General features: G+C 33.6%; 24 protein-coding genes and 1 other RNA gene. 8 read left to right on the top strand and 17 right to left on the bottom strand.

The features are described 5' to 3' along the window. The first annotated feature begins 110 nt into the window (after positions 1 to 110). Positions 111 to 752, top strand: coding sequence for a protein-L-isoaspartate(D-aspartate) O-methyltransferase (locus EJA19_RS12295; RefSeq protein WP_125468678.1), 642 nt, complete (start codon positions 111 to 113; stop codon positions 750 to 752). Here the strand turns inward: EJA19_RS12295 and EJA19_RS12290 are convergent. From EJA19_RS12290 to clpB, 7 genes are all read right to left on the bottom strand, one after another. Continuing rightward, entirely contained in the window at positions 749 to 1,315 is a 567-nt protein-coding gene (locus EJA19_RS12290) for a DUF1648 domain-containing protein (RefSeq protein ID WP_125468677.1), read from the bottom strand. The genes EJA19_RS12295 and EJA19_RS12290 overlap by 4 nt on opposite strands. Next, the gene (locus EJA19_RS12285) at positions 1,261 to 1,800 is read right to left on the bottom strand and encodes a hypothetical protein (protein ID WP_125468676.1); all 540 of its coding nucleotides are present in this window, start codon (positions 1,798 to 1,800) and stop codon (positions 1,261 to 1,263) included. Before EJA19_RS12285 ends, EJA19_RS12290 begins: the two co-directional genes overlap by 55 nt. A gap of 4 nt (positions 1,801 to 1,804) precedes the next feature. Beyond that, positions 1,805 to 2,263, bottom strand: coding sequence for an SsrA-binding protein SmpB (gene smpB / locus EJA19_RS12280; RefSeq protein WP_125468675.1), 459 nt, complete (start codon positions 2,261 to 2,263; stop codon positions 1,805 to 1,807). Between the two features lie 54 nt (positions 2,264 to 2,317). Continuing rightward, a complete protein-coding gene (gene deoD / locus EJA19_RS12275; RefSeq protein WP_125468674.1) occupies positions 2,318 to 3,016 on the bottom strand; it encodes a purine-nucleoside phosphorylase in 699 nt (232 codons plus the stop codon). A 3-nt stretch (positions 3,017 to 3,019) separates the two neighbouring features. After that, positions 3,020 to 3,688, bottom strand: coding sequence for a deoxyribose-phosphate aldolase (gene deoC, locus EJA19_RS12270; protein WP_206075178.1), 669 nt, complete (start codon positions 3,686 to 3,688; stop codon positions 3,020 to 3,022). An 81-nt stretch (positions 3,689 to 3,769) separates the two neighbouring features. Beyond that, positions 3,770 to 4,432, bottom strand: coding sequence for a deoxyribose-phosphate aldolase (gene deoC, locus EJA19_RS12265; RefSeq protein WP_125468672.1), 663 nt, complete (start codon positions 4,430 to 4,432; stop codon positions 3,770 to 3,772). A gap of 287 nt (positions 4,433 to 4,719) precedes the next feature. Next, on the bottom strand, positions 4,720 to 7,329 hold the full coding sequence (gene clpB, locus EJA19_RS12260) for an ATP-dependent chaperone ClpB (protein WP_125468671.1): 2,610 nt from the start codon (positions 7,327 to 7,329) through the stop codon (positions 4,720 to 4,722). Between the two features lie 132 nt (positions 7,330 to 7,461). Here clpB and ytxJ point away from each other — a divergent pair, with 132 nt between their 5' ends. Together ytxJ and EJA19_RS12250 are read left to right on the top strand one after the other, a co-directional pair. Further along, on the top strand, positions 7,462 to 7,848 hold the full coding sequence (gene ytxJ / locus EJA19_RS12255; protein ID WP_125468670.1) for a bacillithiol system redox-active protein YtxJ: 387 nt from the start codon (positions 7,462 to 7,464) through the stop codon (positions 7,846 to 7,848). 80 nt (positions 7,849 to 7,928) lie between these two features. Further along, positions 7,929 to 8,390 carry a VOC family protein gene (locus EJA19_RS12250; protein ID WP_125468669.1) on the top strand — a complete coding sequence of 154 codons (462 nt, stop codon included), beginning with the start codon at positions 7,929 to 7,931 and terminating at the stop codon, positions 8,388 to 8,390. Between the two features lie 59 nt (positions 8,391 to 8,449). Here EJA19_RS12250 and fahA read toward each other — a convergent pair whose 3' ends face one another. Beyond that, positions 8,450 to 9,742 carry a fumarylacetoacetase gene (gene fahA / locus EJA19_RS12245; RefSeq protein WP_125468668.1) on the bottom strand — a complete coding sequence of 431 codons (1,293 nt, stop codon included), beginning with the start codon at positions 9,740 to 9,742 and terminating at the stop codon, positions 8,450 to 8,452. Positions 9,743 to 9,852: 110 nt separating this feature from the next. Here fahA and EJA19_RS12240 point away from each other — a divergent pair, with 110 nt between their 5' ends. After that, on the top strand, positions 9,853 to 11,124 hold the full coding sequence (locus EJA19_RS12240) for a serine hydroxymethyltransferase (protein WP_125468667.1): 1,272 nt from the start codon (positions 9,853 to 9,855) through the stop codon (positions 11,122 to 11,124). 207 nt (positions 11,125 to 11,331) lie between these two features. Here EJA19_RS12240 and EJA19_RS12235 read toward each other — a convergent pair whose 3' ends face one another. The 3 genes from EJA19_RS12235 to EJA19_RS12225 all read right to left on the bottom strand — a co-directional run bounded on the left by EJA19_RS12235 (position 11,332) and on the right by EJA19_RS12225 (position 14,369). Beyond that, complete coding sequence (locus tag EJA19_RS12235; RefSeq protein ID WP_125468666.1) at positions 11,332 to 12,885, bottom strand: right-handed parallel beta-helix repeat-containing protein; 1,554 nt, start codon at positions 12,883 to 12,885, stop codon at positions 11,332 to 11,334. A 64-nt stretch (positions 12,886 to 12,949) separates the two neighbouring features. Further along, a complete protein-coding gene (locus EJA19_RS12230; RefSeq protein WP_125468665.1) occupies positions 12,950 to 13,336 on the bottom strand; it encodes an acyl-CoA thioesterase in 387 nt (128 codons plus the stop codon). A 1-nt stretch (position 13,337) separates the two neighbouring features. After that, positions 13,338 to 14,369 carry a glutaminyl-peptide cyclotransferase gene (locus tag EJA19_RS12225; RefSeq protein WP_125468664.1) on the bottom strand — a complete coding sequence of 344 codons (1,032 nt, stop codon included), beginning with the start codon at positions 14,367 to 14,369 and terminating at the stop codon, positions 13,338 to 13,340. A gap of 89 nt (positions 14,370 to 14,458) precedes the next feature. Between EJA19_RS12225 and ffs the strand changes: the two genes are divergently transcribed. The 3 genes from ffs (at position 14,459) to fsa (ending at position 16,202) form a co-directional block, all read left to right on the top strand. Further along, positions 14,459 to 14,557, top strand: an RNA gene (gene ffs, locus EJA19_RS12220) — signal recognition particle sRNA small type. A gap of 56 nt (positions 14,558 to 14,613) precedes the next feature. Further along, positions 14,614 to 15,417 carry an SDR family oxidoreductase gene (locus EJA19_RS12215; RefSeq protein ID WP_125468663.1) on the top strand — a complete coding sequence of 268 codons (804 nt, stop codon included), beginning with the start codon at positions 14,614 to 14,616 and terminating at the stop codon, positions 15,415 to 15,417. 131 nt (positions 15,418 to 15,548) lie between these two features. Next, positions 15,549 to 16,202 carry a fructose-6-phosphate aldolase gene (gene fsa, locus EJA19_RS12210; RefSeq protein WP_125468662.1) on the top strand — a complete coding sequence of 218 codons (654 nt, stop codon included), beginning with the start codon at positions 15,549 to 15,551 and terminating at the stop codon, positions 16,200 to 16,202. Positions 16,203 to 16,251: 49 nt separating this feature from the next. Here fsa and EJA19_RS12205 read toward each other — a convergent pair whose 3' ends face one another. After that, a complete protein-coding gene (locus EJA19_RS12205; RefSeq protein ID WP_125468661.1) occupies positions 16,252 to 17,700 on the bottom strand; it encodes a TlpA family protein disulfide reductase in 1,449 nt (482 codons plus the stop codon). A gap of 144 nt (positions 17,701 to 17,844) precedes the next feature. Between EJA19_RS12205 and EJA19_RS12200 the strand changes: the two genes are divergently transcribed. After that, on the top strand, positions 17,845 to 19,470 hold the full coding sequence (locus EJA19_RS12200) for an ABC-F family ATP-binding cassette domain-containing protein (protein ID WP_125468660.1): 1,626 nt from the start codon (positions 17,845 to 17,847) through the stop codon (positions 19,468 to 19,470). Here the strand turns inward: EJA19_RS12200 and EJA19_RS12195 are convergent. The 5 genes from EJA19_RS12195 to rlmD form a co-directional block, all read right to left on the bottom strand. Further along, complete coding sequence (locus tag EJA19_RS12195) at positions 19,467 to 19,709, bottom strand: putative signal transducing protein (RefSeq protein WP_125468659.1); 243 nt, start codon at positions 19,707 to 19,709, stop codon at positions 19,467 to 19,469. The two genes, EJA19_RS12200 and EJA19_RS12195, sit on opposite strands and share 4 nt — an antisense overlap. Positions 19,710 to 19,808: 99 nt before the next feature. Further along, complete coding sequence (pheT, locus tag EJA19_RS12190) at positions 19,809 to 22,235, bottom strand: phenylalanine--tRNA ligase subunit beta (RefSeq protein WP_125468658.1); 2,427 nt, start codon at positions 22,233 to 22,235, stop codon at positions 19,809 to 19,811. Between the two features lie 95 nt (positions 22,236 to 22,330). Then, on the bottom strand, positions 22,331 to 23,059 hold the full coding sequence (locus EJA19_RS12185) for a DUF6048 family protein (protein ID WP_240640290.1): 729 nt from the start codon (positions 23,057 to 23,059) through the stop codon (positions 22,331 to 22,333). After that, positions 23,031 to 23,561, bottom strand: a complete 531-nt coding sequence (locus tag EJA19_RS12180) for a DUF6452 family protein (RefSeq protein WP_125468656.1) — start codon at positions 23,559 to 23,561, stop codon at positions 23,031 to 23,033. Before EJA19_RS12180 ends, EJA19_RS12185 begins: the two co-directional genes overlap by 29 nt. A 7-nt stretch (positions 23,562 to 23,568) precedes the next feature. Beyond that, entirely contained in the window at positions 23,569 to 25,023 is a 1,455-nt protein-coding gene (gene rlmD, locus EJA19_RS12175; RefSeq protein ID WP_125468655.1) for a 23S rRNA (uracil(1939)-C(5))-methyltransferase RlmD, read from the bottom strand. Positions 25,024 to 25,199 lie beyond the last annotated feature (176 nt).

Here is a 25,199-nt window from a genome sequence, read left to right as displayed (position 1 = left end):
GGTTTTTTAAGGCGAAAAAAGAAGTTGAAAAACAAATGAAATGGTTTCTGGTTTTATGCTTTCAACTTCGCTGGTTTATGGTTATTTTTGTAACATAAACCAACCAACTTTTGAAAGATACACTTAAACATCAAGGACTTCGCAATAAACTTGTTGAAACTATAAAAGCTAAAGGCATTACTGATGAAAATGTTTTAAAGGCCATTGGCGATATTCCAAGACATTTTTTTATGGATTCTGGCTTTTTGGATTATGCTTATCAAGATAAGGCATTTCCTATTGCGGCAGATCAAACTATTTCGCAACCTTATACGGTAGCATTTCAAACCGAGTTATTACAAATTCAGCCTGGAGATAAAATCCTAGAAATAGGTACAGGAAGTGGTTATCAAACTGCGGTATTGTGTAAAATGGGAGCGAAGGTGTATAGTATCGAGCGTCAACACGAATTGTTTAAAAAAACGAGTAAGTTTTTATCTAAAATAGGCTACAGAGCAAAAAAACTCATTTTTGGCGATGGCTATAAAGGTTTACCAGAAGAAGCACCATTTAAGGGTATTATTGTAACTGCTGGAGCTCCTTTTGTGCCTAAACCGTTGTTAGCACAGTTAGAAATAGGTGGCCGATTGGTCATTCCTATTGGTGATGAAGTGCAAACCATGACTTTGTTTATACGAAAAGGAGCCAAGGATTTTGAAAAACACGAGTTTGGCGACTTTAGATTCGTACCCATGCTTGAAGATAAAAACTAATGTTTTTTAAAGTTTTTTATTAAATAGATAATAGGAACAACCGTTATTACAACAACTATTGTAATAATTATTCCTGTTACAACAGGCAACATAGCTAAAGAGTTACTTAATGCAATTTGAACAATTTCAAAGGTTATTAAAGCAAAAAGTAATCCCATGGCAGCATTGGTATAGCGCATCATTTTAACGGCATCGCTATAAAATTTTTCTGCGTTTTCTGGCGTGATTTTTTGTGGGTAATTAAAGGTGTGTGGGAACTTAGTGAGATAGTACATAACATAAACTACTGCAAAGCCTATTAGATTTATTATCCAAATAGAATCTTTACTATCGTAGCGGTTTACCTCGCCTTTGAGATTAAAATGCATAGGAATTTTCTCTGGAAGATTGCCATAATGATAAATCGCATAAACCGTAGAAACAACAAGAAGTCCAAAAGCTAAATATTCTAAAAATATATCTAGTTTGGTTTTAGTAAGCTTAATTCTTGGGCGATCATCAAAAAACATTAATTGCGTAAATATGTATTTGGAATAGGTTTTTCTGGTGTTTCTTGTGTCCAATAAATATTTATAATCCACCAACGTGTCCCGTCAAACAGTAGTTGAATGCTATTGATACCACGCATAAAAGGGGTTTCGTCCTGTTTGCTTTTGTAAGCTTCATAGGTGCTAAACACATGGGTTATATTGCCAAATTGTTCTTTTTTTCTATGAATTTCTTTTTCAAAAAAACCGTTATCAACAAGCCACTGTCCAGAAGTGTTTATGTAATCGTCTGGAGAGAGATATCTTACGCCGTAAATAGAATCGTTGCGTTTTCCTGAAGGAATTAACTTAGCATTGGGCTTAAAAAGGTGTTTAAAAAGTTCCCAATTACGAGTTTCACCTTTTTCACCTGAAATAACATTGTATAAAGACAGTATGGTCTTATCCAATGTAGAAACATTTTTGGAATAATCTAGCGTATCTGTATCGTTTTGTGCGTATGATTGAAAGCTAAATATGGTGCTTGTAATAAAAATGAATAGGAATATATAGTGTCTCATTCTTTTAATTAAAACTTTTATTAATACGGTTTAAGCGTCTTTTACTTTCGCGGTCTTTAATAGTTTCACGTTTGTCGTAAAGCTTTTTACCTTTAGCCAAAGCGATAACCATTTTTGCTAACCCATTATCATTAATAAAAAGACTTAAAGGAATAATTGTAAGGCCCGTATTTTTTACTTCTTTTTCTAGTTTTTTTAACTCTCTTCTGTTAAGTAGTAATTTTCTTTCGGCTTTAGGTTTATGATTGTAATGCGAGCCATAAAGATATTCTTCAATCGTCATGTTAATAACAAATAGTTCGCCTTGCTCGTTAAATTCACAAAAACTTTCAGCAATAGACGCTTTTCCATTTCTTATGGATTTTATTTCTGTGCCTTGTAAAACAATACCAGCAGTATATTTGTCTAAAATTTCATATTGAAACTTAGCTTTTCTATTTTTTATATGAATTTGTTTTTGCATAGTGGCAAAATTACAATTTTTAAATAGGAGATAAAAGTAAGATTATACGTAGTATTATGCTAAGTCTAATGCAATATTTATCATATTTTTAAAAGAAGTTTCACGTTCTTCCGATGTTGTTCTTTCTCCTGTTACTAGAGAGTCTGAAATTGTGAGTATGGATAAGGCGTTAACATTGTGTTTAGCTGCAACGGTATATAATCCAGCCGATTCCATTTCAACACAAAGCACACCAAATTTCGACCATTTTTTGTAGGCTTCAAAGTTGTCGGCATAAAACTCATCACTGGTAAAAACATTTCCAGCTTTAAAGGGAATGTTTTGTTTTCTTGCAGAGGTAACCGCTTTATCGAATAACTCGAAACTAGCAGTAGGAGCATAATCTGCGCCACCAAAACGTAATTCGTTTACACCAGAATTAGACGATGCAGCCATAGCTATAATAACGTCTCTAATTTTAACATGTTGTTGGTAAGATCCAGCACTACCTACCCGAATTAAATTTTTTACATTGTACTCGTTTATAAGTTCGTGAGCATAAATAGAAATGCTGGGAACGCCCATACCTGTTCCCATAACAGAAACGCGTTTTCCTTTATAATTTCCAGTATAACCAAACATATTCCTCACTCGGTTAAAGCAAAAAGCGTTTTCTAAAAATGTTTCTGCAATCCATTTGGCTCTTAAAGGATCTCCTGGGAGCAGAATAGTTTCGGCTATATCGCCTTGTTTTGCTTCAATATGTACACTCATGACTTAGTAATTATGGGTTGTGTTTTCTTTATTTGTGATTATAGCAACGCCAGACGATGTACCTATTCTATTAGCACCAGCTTTAATAAAATCTAGAGCAGTATTGTAGTCTCTAATACCTCCAGAGGCTTTAATTTTCGCGTTGTTCTTTACCGTTTTTTTAATCAGTTTTACCGCATTAATCGTGGCGTTCCCTTTTGAAAAACCTGTTGAGGTTTTTATAAAATCGGCATTAGCTTCAAGACAGATGTTACAAGCTTGTACTATTTCGGTGTCAGTAAGCTCACTGATTTCAATAATAACTTTAAGCACATGATTACCGATGGCATTTTTAACACTTTTTATGTCTTGTGTAGCTTCAAGTAATTTGCCACTTTTTAAAAGTCCGATATTTAAAACCATATCAATTTCATCGGCACCATCTTCAATAGCTTGTTTTGCTTCAAAAGTTTTAACAGCTGTAGGTGTGTTTCCTAAAGGAAAGCCAATTACAGTACATATTTTTACGTGACTATGTGATAGTAATTTTTTGGCTTCGTTTATATAATACGAAGGAATACAAACCGCATAAAAATTATATAATATAGCTTCGTTGCAAATACGTTTAATGTCGCTAAATTTTGTGTTTGAAGCTAATTGAGTGTGGTCGATATATTGATTTAACGTTTTTATAGACAATTGATATAAGATTAGTATATCAAAGTTATAAAAAAAGCCTCTTAAAGAGGCTTAAAATTAAGATGTTTTTTGTTGTTAACTAGCTTCTAATATAGTGCCTTCTGAAATAATGTTAATTCCTGATGATGTTCCAATTCTATCGGCGCCACTTTCTATATATTTTAAAGCTGTTTCGTAATCTTTAATGCCGCCAGAAGCTTTAATTTTAATTTTTCCTTTGGCAGTTTTTTTAATCATTTTTACAGCTGTAAGTGTTGCACCACTTTTTGAAAAACCAGTAGATGTTTTTATAAAATCGGCTTTAGCATCAATACAAATTTGACAGGCTTTTATAATTTCGTTTTTAGAAAGCTCACTAATTTCAATAATAACCTTTAAAGGTTTATTGTTTATGGCCAATTTTATATCTCTAATATCTTTATATACCGAGACAAAATTGTTACTTTTCATCATACCAATATTCATAACCATATCAATTTCATCGGCGCCATCTTCAATAGCTTTTTTGGCTTCAGAGACTTTGGCTTCTGTACTCATGGCACCAAGAGGAAAGCCAACTGTTGCGCAAACTTTAACATTGCTTCTCGATAGAAGCTGTTTGGCTAGAGGAACGTAACTGCTGTTTATACAGACAGAAAAAAAGCGATGTTCTATAGCTTCTTCACATAAAGTGTAAATGTCTTTTTTTGATGTAGTAGGGGATAATAGAGTGTGATCTATGTAGCTATTAATTTTCATGGGGCTGTGGGTTAAAGTGTTTCAAAAATACGATAAACGGTTCTTTTTTGGAAATTTTTTAGATGAATGGGATATGTTTTTCAATTTTTTATACTTCACACAATCTGTATTTTGTTTATAGTTAGATGTTTAAAGCGCATTTTTATGAAATGTTAAAAAAAATGTGAAAACAAAAAAGCAACACTTTCCTTGTAAGTTTTAAGGATTAAGTGTTGCCTTTTTTCAACTAACTAACCAACTAAATGAAAAACGTTTAATTTATTATCATATTGTTCTTTAACGAAAGTTTAAGACTCTTCAGATACGAGATTATCTTGGTTTCTAAATACAAGCTTTTCATCAAACGCATCTAAGAGTATAATACTATCTGTTGTTACTTTACCAGATAAAATTTCTTTACTTAACTCGTTAAGAACTTCTTTTTGAATAACACGTTTAACAGGTCTTGCTCCGTATTCTGGATTATAACCTTTTTTGGCTAAATAGCCTACCGCTTCTGGTGTAGCGTCAAATGTAATGCCTTGTTTGGCAATCATTTTGGTAATCCCTTTTAATTGAAGCTCAACAATGCTTTTTATGTTATCGGCTGTAAGTGGCGTAAACATAATAGTATCATCAATACGATTTAAAAATTCTGGTCTTACCGATTTTTTTAATAATCCAAGAACTTCAATTTTAGCTAATTCCATAGCAGCATCAACGTCTTTGGTGTCTTCAAATTTTTCTTGAATAATATGACTGCCCATATTGGATGTCATAATAATAATGGTATTCTTAAAATCTGCAACACGTCCTTTGTTGTCTGTTAATCTACCTTCATCTAAAACCTGTAGTAAGATATTAAAGGTATCTGGATGTGCTTTTTCAATTTCATCAAGCAATACTACAGAATAGGGTTTTCTTCTTACGGCTTCGGTAAGTTGTCCACCTTCATCATAGCCAACATATCCTGGAGGCGCACCAACTAAACGACTTACAGAGTGACGTTCTTGGTATTCGCTCATGTCTATTCTGGTAATAGCACTTTCATCGTCAAAGAGATATTCTGCAAGTGCCTTGGCTAATTCGGTTTTACCAACACCAGTGGTACCAAGGAATAAAAAGGTTCCTATGGGTTTGTCTGGGTTTTGTAAACCAGCGCGACTTCGTCTTACGGCGTCGCTTACAGCAACAATGGCTTCGTCTTGTCCTACAACACGTTTGTGTAACTCGTCTTCTAACTTTAAGAGTTTTTCACGTTCGCTTTGTAACATTTTAGTTACTGGGATACCGGTCCATTTGGCAACTACTTCGGCAATATCATCATAGGTAACTTCCTCTTTTATAAGTGAATTACCCGATTGATTTTTTTGTAATTCTTTTTGAAGTTTGTCAAGGTTTTCTTGAGCTTCTTTAATTTTACCGTAACGAATTTCGGCTACTTTACCGTAATCTCCTTCACGCTCGGCACGTTCTGCTTCTAGCTTGTAGTTTTCAATATCTTGTTTGGTATTTTGGATATTGTCAACAACTTCTTTCTCACTTTTCCACTTGGCGTAAATTTCTTTTCGTTCTTCTTTAAGGTTTGCTAACTCAGAGCGTAACGATTTTAATTTTGTTTCATCTTTTTCACGTTTTATAGCTTCAATTTCAATTTCAAGCTGCATAATTTTTCGGTCTAAGACGTCTAATTCTTCAGGTTTAGAATTAATTTCCATGCGAAGTTTAGACGCCGCTTCATCCATTAAATCGATAGCCTTATCTGGTAAAAAACGATTGGTAATATAGCGTTCCGATAGTTCTACAGCACCAATAATAGCATCATCTTTAATGCGAACTTTATGGTGCGTTTCGTATTTTTCTTTTATACCACGTAAAATTGAAATGGCGCTTTCGGTATCGGGTTCGTCTACCATAACTTTTTGAAAACGACGTTCCAATGCTTTGTCTTTTTCAAAGTATTTTTGGTATTCATCTAATGTTGTGGCTCCAATTGCTCTTAATTCGCCACGAGCTAATGCTGGTTTTAAAATGTTAGCAGCATCCATGGCGCCTTCGCCTTTTCCGGCGCCTACCAATGTGTGAATTTCATCTATAAATAGTACAATGTCACCTTCGCTAGTTGTTACTTCTTTAACGACAGATTTTAAGCGTTCCTCAAACTCACCTTTGTACTTGGCACCAGCAATTAAAGCACCCATATCTAAAGCAAAAATTTGTTTTTCTTTTAGATTTTCTGGAATGTCGCCATCAACAATTCTATGCGCTAAACCTTCGGCAATAGCAGTTTTTCCTGTTCCTGGTTCTCCTACTAATATGGGGTTGTTTTTGGTTCTACGTGATAAAATTTGAAGAATACGTCTTATTTCTTCATCTCGGCCAATAACAGGATCTAATTTTCCGTCTTTTGCTAATTGGTTAAGGTTTTTGGCGTATTTACTTAACGCATTGTATGTGTCTTCTTGACTTTGAGAAGTTACACGATCGCCTTTACGAAGTTCATCGATAGCAGCAGAAAGACCTTTTTCGGTAACACCTTGGTCTTTTAACATCTGAGCTATTTTACTATTAGATTTTAAAATAGCAAGAATGAGATGCTCGATTGAGACATAATCATCTTTCATTTTTTTAGCCACAATAGAAGCTTCGTTAAGTGTTTTACCAGCTTCGCGTGACAACATAATTTCACCTCCAGAGACTTTTGGTAAACTTTCTAATTGTTTATCTAAAGCCTGTTTTAATATAGATGTGTTGACATTTAATTTTTTTAAAATAAATGGTAGCACGTTTTCATCAACTTCTAGAATAGCTTTAAAAAGATGCTCGTTTTCTATTTGTTGATGACCATAACCTTGCGCAATCTGTTGCGCTTGTTGTATGGCTTCTTGTGATTTTATTGTATAATTGTTAAAGTTCATAAGTTTTATATTTACAAAAGCATATAGTCAATTATCTTACCAATTAAATTTAAATGACGTTTTGTCTGTTTAAAATAAATTTTAGGTGACTTTTTGACGGTGTTTATTTTCAGCTTATAAAAGATAATAATTATGGGAATATTTAACAAGTTGTTTGGTGGTACTCACGAAACTGAGGAGAACTCAAAGTTGCCCTGGGTGAATTTAGTAGACAAAGAACAACTTAATTTGCTAGAAGAAGCGTCAAATAATAAGTTACAAATTATATTTAAACATTCTACAAGGTGCGGAATAAGTAGTATGGTTAAAAGGCAATTTGAAAAAGAATTTCCTATAAATATAAATGTAGATTTGTATTATTTAGATTTATTGAAGTATAGAGATATTTCAAATCAAATTACTACTAAATTTAACATTCAACATGAATCTCCTCAATTGTTAATTGTTAAAGGAGGTGAAGTGATTAAACATGCTAGTCATGGACAAATAAATGACTTAGATTTAAAAACTTTTGTTTAGAGTTTTAATTACACTTTAGACTTCATGGAGCAGATTGTGCTTTAAAGATAATTTATAATAAAATTAAAAGTAATAAAAACATGACAACAGTAAACATTTACCTAACCTTTAATGGTAATTGTAAACAAGCCTTCGATTTTTATAAATCGATTTTTGGCGGCGAGTATCCTTACGTAGGTACCTTTGGAGAAATGCCTCCTCAAGAAGGAATGCCGCCAATACCAGAAGAAATGAAAGCTAAAATTATGCATATCTCTTTGCCTATTAGTAAAGAGACCATGCTTATGGGAAGCGATTCTGGTGGCGAATGGGCTAAAAAATTAAAGCAAGGAAATAATTTTTCTGTTTCTGTTAATGTTGATAATACAGAAGAAGCCGATAGAATTTTTAATGCACTTTCTGAAGGTGGAAACATAACCATGCCATTGGCTAAAACTTTTTGGGAGTCTTATTTTGGGATGTTGACCGATAAGTTTGGGATTAATTGGATGGTAAGTTGCGAGCTCTCTACACACAAAACATTTGAAAAAGAGAATAAATAATTATAAAAAAAACTCCCACTTTTTGTGGGAGTTTTTTATTTACTTTAAAAGTAATTGTATTATTTTTTCTTCTTTGGATTAAAAACAGGAAGTAATTGTGTCGAAACTTCGCCAAAACCAATTCGTGTTCCGTCTTTTTCACAATATCCGCGCATAATCACCGTATCATAATCATTAATAAACTTACGCTCTGTACCATCTTCTAAAGTTAAAGGCTTGCTACCTTTCCATGTAAGCTCAAGCATCGATCCAAAAGAGTCTGGTGTTGAACCAGAAATAGTACCGCTACCCATCATATCACCAGAATTTACAGGGCAACCATTAACAGTATGGTGTGCTAATTGTTGCGACATATTCCAATACATATATTTAAAGTTAGACTTACAAATAACATTTTCTTTAGCTGTTTTGGGTTTTAAGGCTACTTCAAGGTTAATGTCAAAACTCTTTTTTCCTTTATATTGTAAATATGGTAATTGCGGTTTTAACGGCTTAGGGCTTTCAACACGATAGGGTTCTAAAGCATCTAAAGTTACAATCCATGGTGAAATTGAAGAGGCAAAGTTCTTAGCTAAAAATGGGCCTAAAGGAACATATTCCCATTTTTGTATGTCTCTAGCAGACCAATCATTAAATAGTACAAGCCCAAAAATGTACTCTTCGGCCTCATCAACAGGAATTGGTTCTCCTAAATCGTTAGCATCAGTAGTAATAAATGCCATTTCCAATTCAAAATCTACTAATTTTGAGGGACCGAAAACAGGCGTATCACTGTCAGTAGGAATAGTTTGCCCTTGTGGTCTATGTACTGGTATCCCCGATGGAATTATAGAACTACTTCTACCATGGTAACCTACCGGAATATGTAACCAATTTGGTAATAAAGCATTGTCAGGATCACGGAACATAGTACCAACATTGGTAGCATGTTCTATGCTAGAATAAAAATCGGTATAATCACCAATTTGTACAGGCAATTGCATTTCTATTTCATCGAGTCTAAAAAGCACAATTTCTTTATGCTTTTTATTATTTTTTAAAGCATCATTGTCTTCATCAAAAATTTCGGCAATACGGTTTCTAACCGAGCGCCATGTTTTTCTTCCGTCTGCAATAAAATCGTTTAAGGTATCTTGTAAAAAAATATCATCGGTTAAAGGAATACCATCAAAGTAACCAAGTTGGTGTAAAGCACCAAGATCTATGGCCGTATCACCAATTCTTGTACCTATGGTTATAATATCGTCACGTGTTAAAAAAACACCAAAAGGAATATTCTGTATGGGAAAATCTGAGTTCTTATCTACATGAAGCCATGATTTTCTATTAGGGTTGTTAGCTGAAATTTGCATAACTAATTGTTTGGTTTTTTAATTATAAATTCTATTCAAATATATGTTTTTTGATGTATTAAACTAATGGATTTACTATTTTTGATGAATTTTTAACGAATACCATAAAAATGCAACGCGACGAACAAATTTTTGATTTAATACAAGAAGAACACGAAAGACAATTACATGGTCTTGAATTAATAGCCTCAGAGAACTTTGTAAGCGACCAAGTTATGGAAGCTGCTGGCTCTGTACTAACCAACAAATACGCCGAAGGTTATCCAGGAAAACGTTACTATGGCGGTTGTGAGGTTGTAGATGTTGTAGAGCAAATAGCTATCGATAGGGCTAAAGCGCTTTTTAACGCAGAATATGTAAATGTGCAACCTCATTCTGGAAGTCAAGCTAACACGGCGGTTTTTGCCGCATGTTTAAAACCAGGCGACACCATTCTTGGCTTCGATTTATCTCATGGTGGCCATTTAACGCATGGTTCTCCTGTTAATTTTTCAGGAAAACTTTACAATCCGGTATTTTACGGTGTAAAAAAAGAAACAGGGATAATCGATTATAATCATGTAGAAGAAGTTGCTAAAAAGGAGCGCCCTAAATTAATTATAGCAGGGGCATCGGCTTATTCTAGAGATATGGATTTTAAACGTTTTCGTGAGATAGCAGACGAGGTAGGTGCTATTTTAATGGCCGATATTTCTCACCCAGCAGGATTAATTGCTAAGGGTATTTTAAACGACCCGTTACCACATTGTCATATTGTAACAACTACAACACATAAAACACTTCGTGGACCACGAGGTGGTATGATTATGATGGGAAAAGATTTTGAAAACCCCTTTGGACTTAAGCTTAAGAGTGGCAAGTTGAAGAAAATGTCAACATTATTAAACTCTGCTGTATTTCCTGGCAATCAAGGTGGACCATTAGAGCATATTATTGCGGCTAAAGCTATTGCTTTTGGCGAAGCATTAACCGATGATTTTATGCATTATACATTGCAAGTACAAAAGAATGCCAAAGCTATGGCCGAAGCTTTTGTGGCTAAAGATTATCATATTATTTCTGATGGAACTGATAACCATATGATGTTAATCGATTTAAGAAATAAAGATATTTCTGGTAAAGAAGCCGAAGAAGCTTTGGTAAAAGCCGATATAACGGTGAATAAAAATATGGTGCCTTTTGATGATAAATCACCTTTTGTAACCTCAGGAATTCGTGTTGGAACGCCTGCTATAACAACAAGAGGATTAAAAGAAAATGATATGGCAGCCATTGTTGATTTAATTGACGAGGTTATCCTAAATCATCAAGATGATGATAAACTTAAAGCAGTAGCAAGTAAAGTAAATGCTATGATGGGAGATAAACCCTTATTTGCTTAAGCTATAGCTTTAAAAAAAGGAAAGACTGTCTAAAAAATGAGATGTTTGTCAACCTGAACGCCTATCTGTCAACGGGTATCCGTTTTAGATTCTCATTTGATTTTGGGAATCTAAAAGAAGGGATTCTGAAATGAATTCAGAATGACAATTTTTAAATTTTTTTTAGGCAGTCTTTTTTTTGTGTTTTAATAGAAATTTCAAAAAAAACTATTCTCCAATATATTGGTAAGCGCCAGCATCGGGAGCAGTAGTACGGTTTTCTCCTGAAATATCTTCTGGAACTTGTGCTGCAAATGTTACGTCACCTAAGTTAATGGCAGCAGAACCTTCGCCAATACGCATTTGATTGTTTTGAGCATTTAAAAACGCTGGATCATCATTAAAAATATTACCCTCGTATTTTGATGTGTCGTTAAAATTATAGTTTGCTGTATTGAAACTATTTGTTGGGTCTTCAAATCTTAATAAAGAGTTAGTGAATTTGAAATTAAAAGAAACGTCATTATCACTAACTTCATCTAAAAGAAACTCTGGATTATCATTACCATAAATAATACAGTTATTAAAGTTAGCTTCGGTTAAATCGGCAAGGAATAGTGTGCCATCACTACTTTCTTGAAAATTGTTTAATAATAATGCAGGGAATTGCCTAAAGCTATTACTCCAGTAATTTGTAATTGTGCAATGTGTAAAGTTATATTTTCCACCAAGAGTTCCTGCAAACGATGTTAATCCGGTATTATTAATGACTAGATTTTCTGCTAAAATGGATGTGTTTCTACCTAAAATACCATAATTACTAGAATTATAAATTTGCGAGTTGGTTATGGTTAGTTTGTCGTTAGCTTCATCAGGATTACCATCACTTAAAATACCTACAGAAGCATTTTTTATAGTGGTATAATTTATAGTGTTGTTTACACTACCTTCAAATAACCAAATGGTACCCCATTGTCCTGGAACTTCAGAAAAAGATGGTTCTAATCTATCACCTTCCAAGATAACTTCATTTTCTAGTAACTCTTCATCATTACTTAATTCGCCATTAATATGAAGCGAAGCACCTTCTGATACCAACAGACCAGAATCGGCATGAAAATGCACTCTTGTTCCTGCATTTATGGTTAAAGTCTCGCCATTAGGAACTGCCGCAAAGCCATAAACAACGTAAGGTTTTTCGTTAGTAAAGGTAAGCTCTTCTGGGAGTAAGTAGCGTCCTTGAATATCGCTTTCAACTTGTTCGCCACCAACATTTAGTGTTAATGTTTCAATAACCCCAGTAGTGTTGTCTCTATCTGGATAAATAAAGTGTGCGTCTTTTACCAAGGTTACCAAATCAACTGTTTGCATATTAGTGCCTATACCAAATTCAATTTCATCGGTATAAAGAAACTCGCCGTTAGTGTTAGGTAAGTTATTAATATCAATAGTTGTTTCTACAAAGACATACATACTATCGTTGGCTAAAATTTCTACATTTTGAAATTCTTTACCAGCAACTCCATCTACATTTAAGCGGTATTCAGAGCTTTCGCCAAGTGCTAGCCTTACAGATGGAATACTAATATCGTCATCACTACGATTATATACTTTAAGATTATACGTGCTAGATCCTATATTGGTGAAAACAGTATCTAAATAAACGGTGTCTTTGGAGAATGCTAATCCGCCAGATTTTGTTTCAAAATCTAATTCTTTTCGGCAGGAACTCCACAGTAAAAGAATTAATGACAACAAGATAAAAGTAGCTATGCGTTTCATGAAAGAGTTGACTTAGTGTATGCTAAAATAAAACTTTTAACAATATGATTTATTATAAATGGACTTAAGAAAATATTTGAGCAATGTCTTTAGGAATTCTTATTGGGCGTTTACTTTTTGCATCAATAAAACACCATTGTGTTGTTGACTTTGCTAGGAGAGTGTCTTCTAAATTAGAAAATTCTACAATTCTAGTAGATTTTACACCTTTAGTTTCCTTAACATAGGTAGTTACGATAATCGTTTCCCCGAGTTTAGCCTCTTTTTTATATTCAATATAATGGTTAATCATAACCCAAAAATAAGTGCTTCTTATCGCTTCGGTGGTTTCTTTATACCAATGTTGCTCTGCAATATCTTGTACCCATTGCACATATTGTACATTGTTAACGTGGTTTAGTTGATCAAGATTATTTTGGGTAACAACAATATTTTTGGTGAATGTATTCACGTTATTCTATAATTTTTACCTCAAAAAGTTTGTCCCAACGTTTTCCTGTAACAAATAAGGTTTGGGTTTCAGGATTGTAGGCAATACCGTTTAACACATCTAGTTTTGGGTGCTGCGTTACTTTTTTATGTAAAGGAGAAAAGTCTATCACACCTTCTACAGCGCCGTTTTTAGGGTTAATAATAGCCACACCATTTTTTTGCCAGCGATTGGCATAAATTTTTCCGTTGACCCATTCTAGTTCGTTAAGTTCGACAACTTTACCTTTACTATGGTAAGCCTGAATATAACTTTGTTCCATTAAAGTTTCTGGATCTAACGTCCAGATTTTTTCGGTACCATCACTTTTATATAGTGTTTTTCCATCGTTACAAATTCCCCAACCTTGCTTACTGTTATTATATTTAAAGGATCCTGTTTTTTCAAAGGTCTCGGCATTATAAATAAATCCGGTACCTCTTTTCCATGTTAACTGATATACTCTATTGTTTAAAACCGTAAGCCCTTCGCCAAAATATTGGTTAGGAAGATTAATACTTTTTATAGGTTCACCTGTTTTATAATCTACCTTTCTTAATTTAGATTCGCCGTATTGTCCAGTACTTTCATATAATTCACCATTGTAAAACTCTAATCCTTGGGTGTACGATGTTATATCGTGCGGAAATTCATTAATAATTTCAAAATGATACACTTTAGGTGTTTTATTATTTAAAACAGTAATGTTTGTTGCGATTGTTTCTGGTGTGTCATTTAGTTGAATTTGAGCTTCTAGAGTGTGCACACCAAGTTTAATAGTATTTAAAAGTGTTTTATTTGAAATCTTGTTGCCATCAAGTAAGAACGTAACGTTACCAATATCATAATTTTTAGGATTCTCAAGACTAACTTCAAGTGTTTCTCCTAGGGTAAAAGAGTTGTTTTTAGTGTTTGTTTTAATAGAAATGTTCTTTTTCATTTCAGCAATATTGTTCCCGCATGAAACAATAATAGTGGATAATGCTATGGCAATAAGTAATTTAACAGATGTCATGACTTTAAAAATAATTTGAAGCAATGTATTCAATAAAATTCAGTTTAAAAAATCATTGTAAAAGTATTAAAAGGTTGTATCTTTGCAGTCGGCAAGTCCTACACAACCAGCTCCTGCTGAATCCTCCAGGGCGGGAACGCAGCAAAGGTACGCGGTCGTAGCGGTGTGATGTAGGTAGCTTGCCTTTTTTTATGCGCTTTTCTTTCCTATTTAATTGTATTTTTGAGCTAAATTATCACAACTTATGTCTAAAATTATTTTAATTACTGGTGGTTCATCTGGTATTGGTAAATCGGTTGGTGAGTTTCTAACAGAAAAAGGGTTTCAGGTTTATGGTACAAGTAGAAACCCTGAAAAATATACTAATAGTAAATTTCCTTTAGTTGCTTTAGATGTTGCTAATGTGGGAACTATAAAATCGGCTGTTTCCGAGGTTATTCAAAAATCAGGGCGATTAGATATCCTAATTAATAATGCTGGTGCTGGAATAACAGGGCCTATAGAGGAAATTCCAGATACTGAAATAAAACGAAACTTTGAAACGAACTTTTTTGGTCCTTTAAATGTTATAAAAGAAGTTTTACCTTACATGCGACAGCAACAATCGGGGTTAATTATTAATATTACATCTATAGCGGGATATATGGGCTTGCCTTTTCGTGGTGTTTATAGTGCAAGTAAAGGGGCTTTAGAGCTAATTACCGAAGCCTACAGAATGGAGCTAAAACCATTTAATATAGAGATGACCAACGTTGCACCAGGTGATTTTGCTACGAACATTGCAGCGGGAAGATATCATGCTCCTGTAAATGATAAGTCGCCTTACAAAGCATCATACGGTAATACTTTGGCTTTAATGGACGACCATGTAGACAGCGGACAAGATCCTAAAATTATGGCCGAAGCTATTTTAAGAGTTATTAATAGTAAAAAGCCAAAAGTTCATTATAAAGTAGGGGAGTTCATGCAAAAATTCTCTATTGTTTTAAAGCGTATTTTACCAGATAAAGTTTATGAAAGGTTGTTAATGAACCATTATAAATTGTAATTTTGCAATTCATGAATTATTAACCTTGAACTCATCAAAAAATGAAAGTAAAAGGCTTGATTTAAAATAATTCTGAAATATTTAAATCTCGATTTTCGAGAAAATAACACAACTTAAACGCATTTATTTAGATGAAATTTTTTATTGACACAGCTAATTTAGAGCAAATTAAAGAAGCCCAAGACATGGGAATTTTAGATGGTGTTACAACAAACCCATCGTTAATGGCTAAAGAAGGCATCACAGGTCATGACAATATCATGAAACATTACGTAGACATTTGCAATATTGTAGATGGCGATGTAAGTGCCGAGGTCATTTCTACCGATTTTGACGGTATGGTAAAAGAAGGTGAAGCCTTAGCCGAACTTCATGATCAAATAGTTATAAAACTACCTATGATTAAAGATGGTGTAAAAGCCTGTAAATATTTTAGCGATAAAGGTATAAAAACCAATGTGACTCTAGTATTTTCTGCAGGACAAGCGTTATTAGCTGCTAAAGCAGGAGCGACTTATGTGTCGCCATTTATTGGAAGATTAGATGATATCTCAACAGATGGATTAAACCTAATTGCTGAAATTCGCCATATTTATGATAATTATGCGTTTGATACCGAAATTTTAGCCGCTTCTGTGCGTCATACCATGCACGTAATTGATTGTGCTAAAATAGGCGCCGATGTTATGACTGGACCTTTAAGTTCTATTTCAGGTTTGTTAAAACACCCATTAACCGATATTGGGTTAGAAAAGTTTTTAGCAGATTACAAAAAAGGAAATTAAAAACACCTTTATATAAAATAAAAAAAGCCTCGATATTTCGAGGCTTTTTTTATGGGTTTAAGGCTTCTAGTAATTGGTTTTCAAAATGAATTGAAAACATATTGGTATGCGGATTAATTATTTGCCCTTTTTTATTTACCAAAATAACTTTATTAATAGGGTAAATAGCAAGAGATTGCTTGCCTTGGGTTGGGTTTTCAAATAAAAACTCGTTTGTTTTATCGTATTTGTAAAGCTTTAAATGCTCCTGCCATGCAGGAACATGGTTTTCATAGGCATTAATAGCAACAAAGTTTATTTCTGGGTATTTTTTCTCTAATTCTTTAACCTTTTCATGCGATTCTTGAAAATGTCTTAAGTACGATTGTCTCCAGAAATAAATAACAGTTGGTTTATGGTTCATTAATTGCCCAAGTCTTTTTTCATTTCCATTAAAATCAAACACTTTAATATTAGGTAAGGTGTTTCCTGGTTTTAATCCTTTTAAAGCATTTATGGTATTGGTTAAATATTCTTTTTGATCCTTATCGGAACATTTAGAGTTAAACGATTTTAAAAACGTATCGTAATCTTTTACATTTTTATTATCACTTATAAACTCTATTGCTGTATTCATTAGTAACGAATTTTTAATATTGTCACTTTTTACCAAGCTATCAATATAATCTAATCTAGTTAAGTTGTAATCCAGGCATTTTCTGTTAAAAATACTATCGTTAGATTCTTTAAAGTGTTTTGTTAACGCTAAGTTTTCGAAATGATGTCTTAAAAAAGAATAATAAGGGAAATAATCTTTTATGCTAGAATGATTATAATCTATATCCTTTCTAAAAGCGTAAAAATCCTCAGGGAGCGATTCTATTATTCTACGTTCGTTGGTAGAATAATTTACAAAAGGATACACCTCTTTACTCAAGTAGTAATCGTAATTAATATTGGCTTCTACCAAGTCGTTAAATCTTTTTGAAACGGTATTTTTTACAGAGAAATCTTTAAGTTTTTTAAGTTTACTCTCTCTTATAGAGTCTACTTTAGCTTCAAACTCTTTAGGTGGTAATTGGCTAAAACCAAGTACTTTTTTATCATCAATTTCACTTTCTAAAAACAATTCAATTAAGTAATTGTTCTTTTTAGCTCCATGTCCTGTAAAAACCAGCGATTCATCAAACTCCATAGTATTTAGTCTAAGCATAATACTATCGTTAGGCTCTAGTAAAACCATTTGATGTTCAAAGCCATCAGCAGCATGTAGTTTAAACAAATAAAGCCCAGAAGTTAAGCTATCAAACTTATAAATAAATCTATTTCTTTTATCAAGTTTTAAGGTATCAATAAGCTTAGAGTCCGATTTTGTTAAGACAACAAAATCGTCTTTAGGGTTTACAATTTCGCCACCTAAATAAGCAACATCATTGTTTTGGTTAACATCCTTTTCACAAGACACTAACAAAACGCCAAAGGATACTATCACGCAAATGCGGCTAAGTAATAAAAGCATAGATATAGGTGTTTTTATATGGTACAAAAATACCTTTTGCAGCGATGAAGCCTTGTTAAGACGTTGTTAAATATTAATATATAAGGTTTTGTTTCTACATATAATAGCTTTTTTCTACTTTTGCAAAAATTAAAAACAAGAAGAATGTTATCAGTATCTAATTTATCTGTACAATTTGGAAAACGTATTTTGTTTGATGAAGTAAACACGACCTTTAATCAAGGAAATTGCTACGGAATTATTGGTGCCAATGGTGCCGGAAAATCAACATTTTTAAAGATACTTTCAGGAAAGCAAGAGCCAACATCTGGGCATGTGCATTTAGAGCCTGGAAAACGTATGTCGGTTTTAGAGCAAAATCATAATTTATATGATGAGTATCCAGTGCTAGAAACGGTATTACGTGGTAATAAACCTTTGTTTGAAATTAAAACAGAAATAGACCAGTTATACGCCGATTATTCTGATGAAAATGCAGAAAAAATTGGGGAGCTTCAAGTAAAGTTTGAAGAAATGGATGGATGGAATGCAGAAAGTAGTGCTGCAGCCTTATTATCTAATTTAGGAATTACCGAAGATTCGCATTACACTTTAATGAGCGATCTTGATGGAAAGCAAAAAGTACGTGTGTTATTAGCACAAGCATTATTTGGAAATCCAGATGTGTTAATTATGGATGAGCCTACCAACGACCTAGATTACGAAACCATTTCTTGGTTAGAAAACTTTTTAGCAAACTACGAAAATTGTGTTATCGTAGTTTCTCACGACCGTCACTTTTTAGATGCGGTTTGTACACATATTTCTGATATTGATTTTGGAAAAATAAACCATTACTCAGGAAATTATTCATTCTGGTATGAGTCGTCGCAATTAGCAGCTAAGCAACGTGCACAACAAAATAAAAAGGCCGAAGAGAAGAAGAAAGAACTTGAAGAGTTTATTAGACGTTTTTCTGCTAACGTCGCAAAATCTAAGCAAGCCACGTCTAGGAAGAAGATGATAGAAAAATTAAACGTCTCTGAAATTAAACCTTCTAGTCGTCGTTATCCTGCTATTATCTTTGAAAGAGAACGTGAAGCGGGCGATCAAATTTTAAATATAGAAGGTCTTTCGGCATCAATAGAAGGTGAAACTTTATTTAAAAACATAGATCTTAATTTAGCCAAAGGCGATAAGGTAGTTGTGTTTTCAAAAGACTCTAGAGCTACAACAGCATTTTATCAAATAATTAACGATAAAGAAAAAGCCGATTCAGGAGAGTTTGCTTGGGGAATTACAACCACGCAATCGTATTTACCATTAGATAATAGTGACTATTTTAATAGCGAATTATCGCTTGTAGATTGGTTACGCCAATGGGCAAAGACCGAAGAAGAACGCGAAGAGGTTTATATAAGAGGATTCTTAGGAAAAATGATTTTTAGTGGAGAAGAAGCCTTAAAAAAATGTAATGTGCTTTCTGGAGGCGAAAAGGTACGTTGTATGCTAAGTAGAATGATGATGGTTAGAGCAAATGTATTAATGCTAGATGAACCCACAAACCACTTAGATCTTGAAAGTATTACTGCGTTTAACAATTCGCTTAAAAACTTTAAAGGCACGGTGTTATTAACCACGCATGATCATGAGTTTGCACAAACCGTTGGTAATAGAATAGTAGAACTAACACCAAATGGCGTTATCGATAGATACATGACGTTTGATGAATACATGCAAGATCCTAAAATAAAGGAGCTACGCGATAAAATGTATGCCGTAACAGCTTAATTGGTATCGGCTTCCAGTTCATTGGTAACACTTTCTACTACAGGACGTGCTGTTTCAACTTCGTCTTCACTAACGTAAAGATCTTGAAAACCAGGAATAGAAGCCATAAAACCAGCTAAACGGCCTGATTCGGTTTCATCTTTTACCACAGGACTAATGCCAATAGCTTTAAGTTTGTCTACAATAAGTTGCACAACAATAAAGCTGCCAGAAAATATTTTTTTGTAAGTAGAATCCATAATTATAGAGTTTATGGTTGCCTACTAAAGATACGAAATTTTATTGAGATTATATAGATTTTAAATATGAAAAAAGCCTGCATAAAGCAGGCTTTTTTGTTATCTCAACTCAGCACCAAGTTGTTTTTCAAAATTGGTTTGGAGCTTTTTCATAATTTTATCTATTTGTTTATCTGTAAGAGTTTTGTTTTCGTCTTGTAATGTAAAGCTTACAGCATAACTTTTTTTGCCTTCAGGAAGGTTTTTACCTTGATAAACATCAAATAAATCGACATCTTTTAATAGTTTTTTCTCGGTTTGAGAGGCTATTTTATCAATGTCTTCAAAAGTAATATGGTTGTCTATTAACAAAGCAAAATCTCGTCTTACCTCAGGATATTTAGAAATCTCTGTATACGAAATACTGTTGGTTTTAGCCACTTCAATAATGTTATCCCAATTAAATTCGGCATAAAGGACGTTTTGAGCAATGTCGAAAGTTTTTAAAACCGCTTTTTTAATCACACCAAACTCCACTAGTTTTGTGTTCTTTTTAGATATGCAAATACCTTCGGAGAGTAAATCGGTTGAAATAGGAGAAGTTGAGGTTCCTTGTATTCCTAAGCGATTAAAAATGGTGTTTATAATTCCTTTAAGATAAAAGAAATCACTTTCTCTTATAGCAGAATTCCAACGTTCGTTATCTCTATTTCCTGTAACAAAAAGCGATAAACGTTTAAACTCTTCGCGTTTACCATTAAAATCGTGGTATGTTTTACCAAATTCAAATAATTTTAAGTTGTTACGCTTTCTATTGATATTATGATTAATGGCTTCAAGCCCCGAAAACAACATACTTTGGCGCAACACACTTAAATCGCTACTTAGTGGATTTAGCATTTCTACATTATGCTCGTTTTTTAATTGCTCGCTAAGTTCTGTATATTTTGCAGAGGTTAACGAGTTTGAAAGCATTTCGTAAAACCCTTGAGACGCCAATTGATTACCAATAATATTTTGAAGTTTATAATCTTCAAATCTCGAAGTGTTAGAAATAGAAGCGTTAAGCTTTTCGGTTGTTTTTATGTTATTGTATCCATACACACGTAATACTTCTTCAATTACGTCGGCTTCACGTTGTACGTCGTTTCTGTAAGCAGGAATAGTAAGCCCTAAACCGGCTTCAGTTACATTGTTGATTTTAATGCCTAACGACATTAAAATTTCTTTTATAGTTTCTTTGGGGATTTCTTCACCAATAAGTTTTTTAGCATTATCAAAACTTAAACGTACTTGAAAATCTTCTATTTTTTTAGGATAAGTATCAAATACATCGCTAGTAATTTCACCACCCGCTATATCTTGAATTAGTAGAGCAGCACGTTTTAATGCGTATTCTGTAATATTTGGGTCGATACCTCTTTCAAATCTAAAAGACGCATCGGTATTTAAACCGTGTCTTTTGGCTGTTTTTCTAACAGAAACAGGGTTAAAATAAGCACTTTCTAAAAAGATTGCTGTAGTAGTTTCTGTAACACCAGAATGTAACCCACCAAATACACCAGCAATGCACATGGGTTTTTCAGCATTACATATCATTAAATCTTCTTCATGAAGTTCACGTTCTACTTCATCAAGCGTTGTAAATTTGGTGCCCGCTGGAAGTGTTTTTACTTCAATTTTATTGCCTGTAATTTTAGAAGCATCAAAAGCGTGTAATGGTTGCCCTAATTCGTGTAGTACATAGTTTGTGGCATCCACCACATTGTTTTTAGGGGTTAATCCTATGGCTAATAGTCTGTTTTTTAACCAGTTTGGCGATTCGCTTACTTTTAATCCAGAAATAGTTACACCACAATATCTTGGTGCTAAATCGTAATTTTTAACGTCAACATCAATACGAAGCGTGCGGTTTTCAACATGAAATGCACTTACAGATGGTGTTATCAATTCTGACTTAATATCTTTTTGAAGCAGCCCAGCTTTAAGGTCTCTTGCGGTGCCAAAATGGCTCATAGCATCGGCACGGTTGGGCGTTAGGCCAATTTCGAAAACATAATCGTTTTCAACCTCGAAAACGTCAGCTAGAGGCGTTCCAGGAGTTAAACTGTTCTCTAAAACCATGATACCATCGTGAGAGTTTCCTAGCCCTAATTCGTCCTCTGCGCAAATCATACCATGACTCACTTCACCACGAATTTTTCCTTTTTTTATTTTCCAAGCTTCACCTTCTGGTGTGTATAATGTTGTTCCTACAGTAGCCACAGGTACTTTTTGACCTTTATCTACATTAGGAGCACCACATACGATTTGAACGGGTTCCGGCTCGCCTATATTTACCGTAGTAACTTTTAAGCGGTCTGCGTTTGCATGTTTTTCGCAGGTTAGCACTTCGCCAACAACAATACCTTGAAGGCCGCCTTTAACCGATTGAAAGTTTTCGATACCTTCAACTTCAAGTCCTAAATCTGTAAGTAATTCACCTGTTTTTTCAGCGTCCCAATCTATTTGAATAAATTGCTTAAGCCAATTGTAAGAAATCTTCATAAGATGTCATCCTGTTTAAGTGTGCAAAGATAATAAACCTCTTAGGTTATTTGAAATAGATAAGAGGTTTTTAAAATGTTTTAAAAGAAAAACAATTAGTTTTTATTCTTTTTAAATAATGGGATTAAGTAGGATATGTTATAGCCATATCCAAAACCAAAGTTACCACTGTCGTAAGTTTTATGGTATCCTGGAATATATAAGTTTTCGTAGCCGTTAGGTTGGTCTTGACTAATAGTATATTTAAACTGTGCATTGGCGCCTAAATATAAGTTATTAAGAACTTCTACTTTTATACCTAGAATAACTTCACCCCAAATAGCAGTAAGACCACTAAATTCTTGACTTTCGTTACTTGAAAGTTGTGGTGCCCAATATTGATTAGGAGCGTATACACTAAACGATTCTAATGTTTGAGAAAATGAACTGGCTCCAACCCGAAACCCACCATAAATCATATTTTCCATACCATACCAATTATCGTAGGCATTATAATCGACACCTGCTTTAAAGTAGGTTCCTTTAGCTGTATTGGTTAAATGGTCGTTATTGGTTTTTTTCTCTTCGGCACCAATTTCACCTGCTATATACCATCGTCGGGTTAATCTGTAGTCTCCATTTATTTCAAAACCCGTGTAATCATCATCAATAAAAGAGCGAATTAATTTTCCAATATCACCACCAAGACGAATGCCATATTTTTGTTTGATTTTTAATGAGTCGGCTATATTATTGGTTTCTGGAAGGCTATCGTTTTGAGCAAAAGAGATAGCACATAACAGTAGAAAAACCGTGTTAATGGTAAATTTTGTAATGTACTTCATCTTCATTGTTTACTATTAAATTATCGTTTGCTGGTAATATATTTTGAATCCAATTGTTGCCATCATCTTCTACGGTTATGGTTACATTTTTAAAAATAGTTCTGTAACCACAGCCTCTTGAAAGGTATTCTTGTTCTCTGGTGTAATTAATGGTTATAATATCTTCGTTTCCTTCTATAATATCGTCTTCTGGCTCTGGTGTTCCATTATCATCTATGGCATAATTTATATGTAACCTAAACTGTGTTACATCATCGGTAGTTTTTAATGGTAAAAGCAAATTATTGGTTCTAACAACATCGTAATCTGATAATACCGATTCGTTGCCAACACCCTGTACACGTAAGTTAAACACATTTTTTGGCGTGTCTTCATCAGGGAAATTAATGTCTAAAAGAGCAATATTAATTCTGGATGTTGTAATACTTTCGGAACAAATATCATCACGTTCACACGTGAATAAAACTAAAGCGAGTAGAAGTGACGCTGTGATTTTTTTCATAACAATTTTATCTTCTTTCCAAAAGCACAACAGTTTCTATGTGCGCTGTATGTGGAAATTGATCGACTAAACTTAGTTTTTTTATCTTGTAATTGGCGTGCCCAAGTTGTTCAATGTCTCTGGCTTGGGTTGCTGGATTGCAAGATACATAAACCAAACGTTTTGCATTTAGGTTTATGATTTTTTTAAGCGTTTTAGGTGTAATACCAGCTCTTGCGGGATCTAAAATAATGGTTTTTATATTGTTTTTGTACTGTGGATGTTCGGTTAAAAATTTTCCAACATCGGCAGCATAAAATTGTAAGCCTTCAATACCATTACGTTGTGCATTTTTTTTGGCATCTTCTATTGCCGATGCAACAATGTCTACACCTATTATTTTTGTATTATTTGCTTTTGAAGCTATAATTTGACCTATAGTTCCTGTACCACAAAATAAATCTAAAACAACACTATTATCTACAGCTTCTCTATCTTCAAGAGCATAATCAACAACTTTTGAATATAATTTTTCGGCAGATTTTGGATTGGTTTGAAAGAAGCTTTTCATGCTAATTTCAAACTGTAACCCTAATAATTCTTCGACAATTTTATCTTTTCCATAGACTAGTTTTATGCTCCCCGAAGTAGCAATAGTACGATCTCCAATTTCATCGTTAATAGTATGTAATAAACCTGCTAATCTATCTCCAAATAGAGACACTAAAAACTCTGCAAAAGCAGTTAAATCAAATTTTGATAAGTCATGAGATGTGGTCACTAAATTGAATAACAAGGCACTGGTTTTATGAGATTTTCTTACAACAAGATATCTAAAAAAACCTGTTTTTCTAGGGGCGTGCCATGGTGGTAGCCCTGTTTTTTCACAGTAATGTCTTATGGTTTTTAAATGGGTTTCTACCGCTTCATCAAAAAGGCCAGAATCTTTTTCTAGGTTTTCTCCCATCCACCAAGTACCACGTCTTTTAAAGCCTAGGGTAAATTCGTCTACATCGGTTTGTTTGGTTTTATCATATCCAATAGCCGAAAAGCCATATTCCATTTTGTTTCTGTAATGAAACACATTTGGAGAACTAATAAACGCATCAAAATAGTCCTCAATATTATCTACTTTACCAATTTTTTTAAACAGCGAAAGGGTACTTTCCTTTTTATACTTATGTTGTAAGTCAATAGGCAATTTTATGTAGGGTGCGCCAGGGATGTCTTGGTAGGGCATTTCAACTTCATCGGGCGATGATTGTAAAACATCAATAAGTTTACATTCAGCATACTTTTTACTAGACTTTTTAACCTGAGCTTTTACAAGCTGACCAGGAAGTGTATTGGGTACAAATACAACAAACTCGCCATGTTCGTTTTTAAGACGCGCAATACCTTTTCCGCCAAAGGCATAGTCTTCTATTTTTAAATTTAGTATTTGTCCGCGTTTTACAAATTTATTTCGTTCTCTTCGAGGCATTATTCTTTATATTCAATGGTCTGCAAAATTAGCAAAACTTATGAATTAATACGGGTTTTATTATAACATTGATAATGTTGTTTGTTTTCTTAAACTTAAATATATACTAGCAAAAAATCTTAAACTAACATTTTAAGAAGCAGTTAATATTTAGTAATTTGCGAACTCTTAGGGAT

It is taken from the genome of Mangrovimonas spongiae, from assembly GCF_003944795.1.
Taxonomy (GTDB): Bacteria; Bacteroidota; Bacteroidia; order Flavobacteriales; family Flavobacteriaceae; genus Mangrovimonas; species Mangrovimonas spongiae.
The sequence above is the reverse complement of the archived record's forward strand: the minus strand, read 5'-3'. Positions and strand labels throughout refer to the sequence as shown.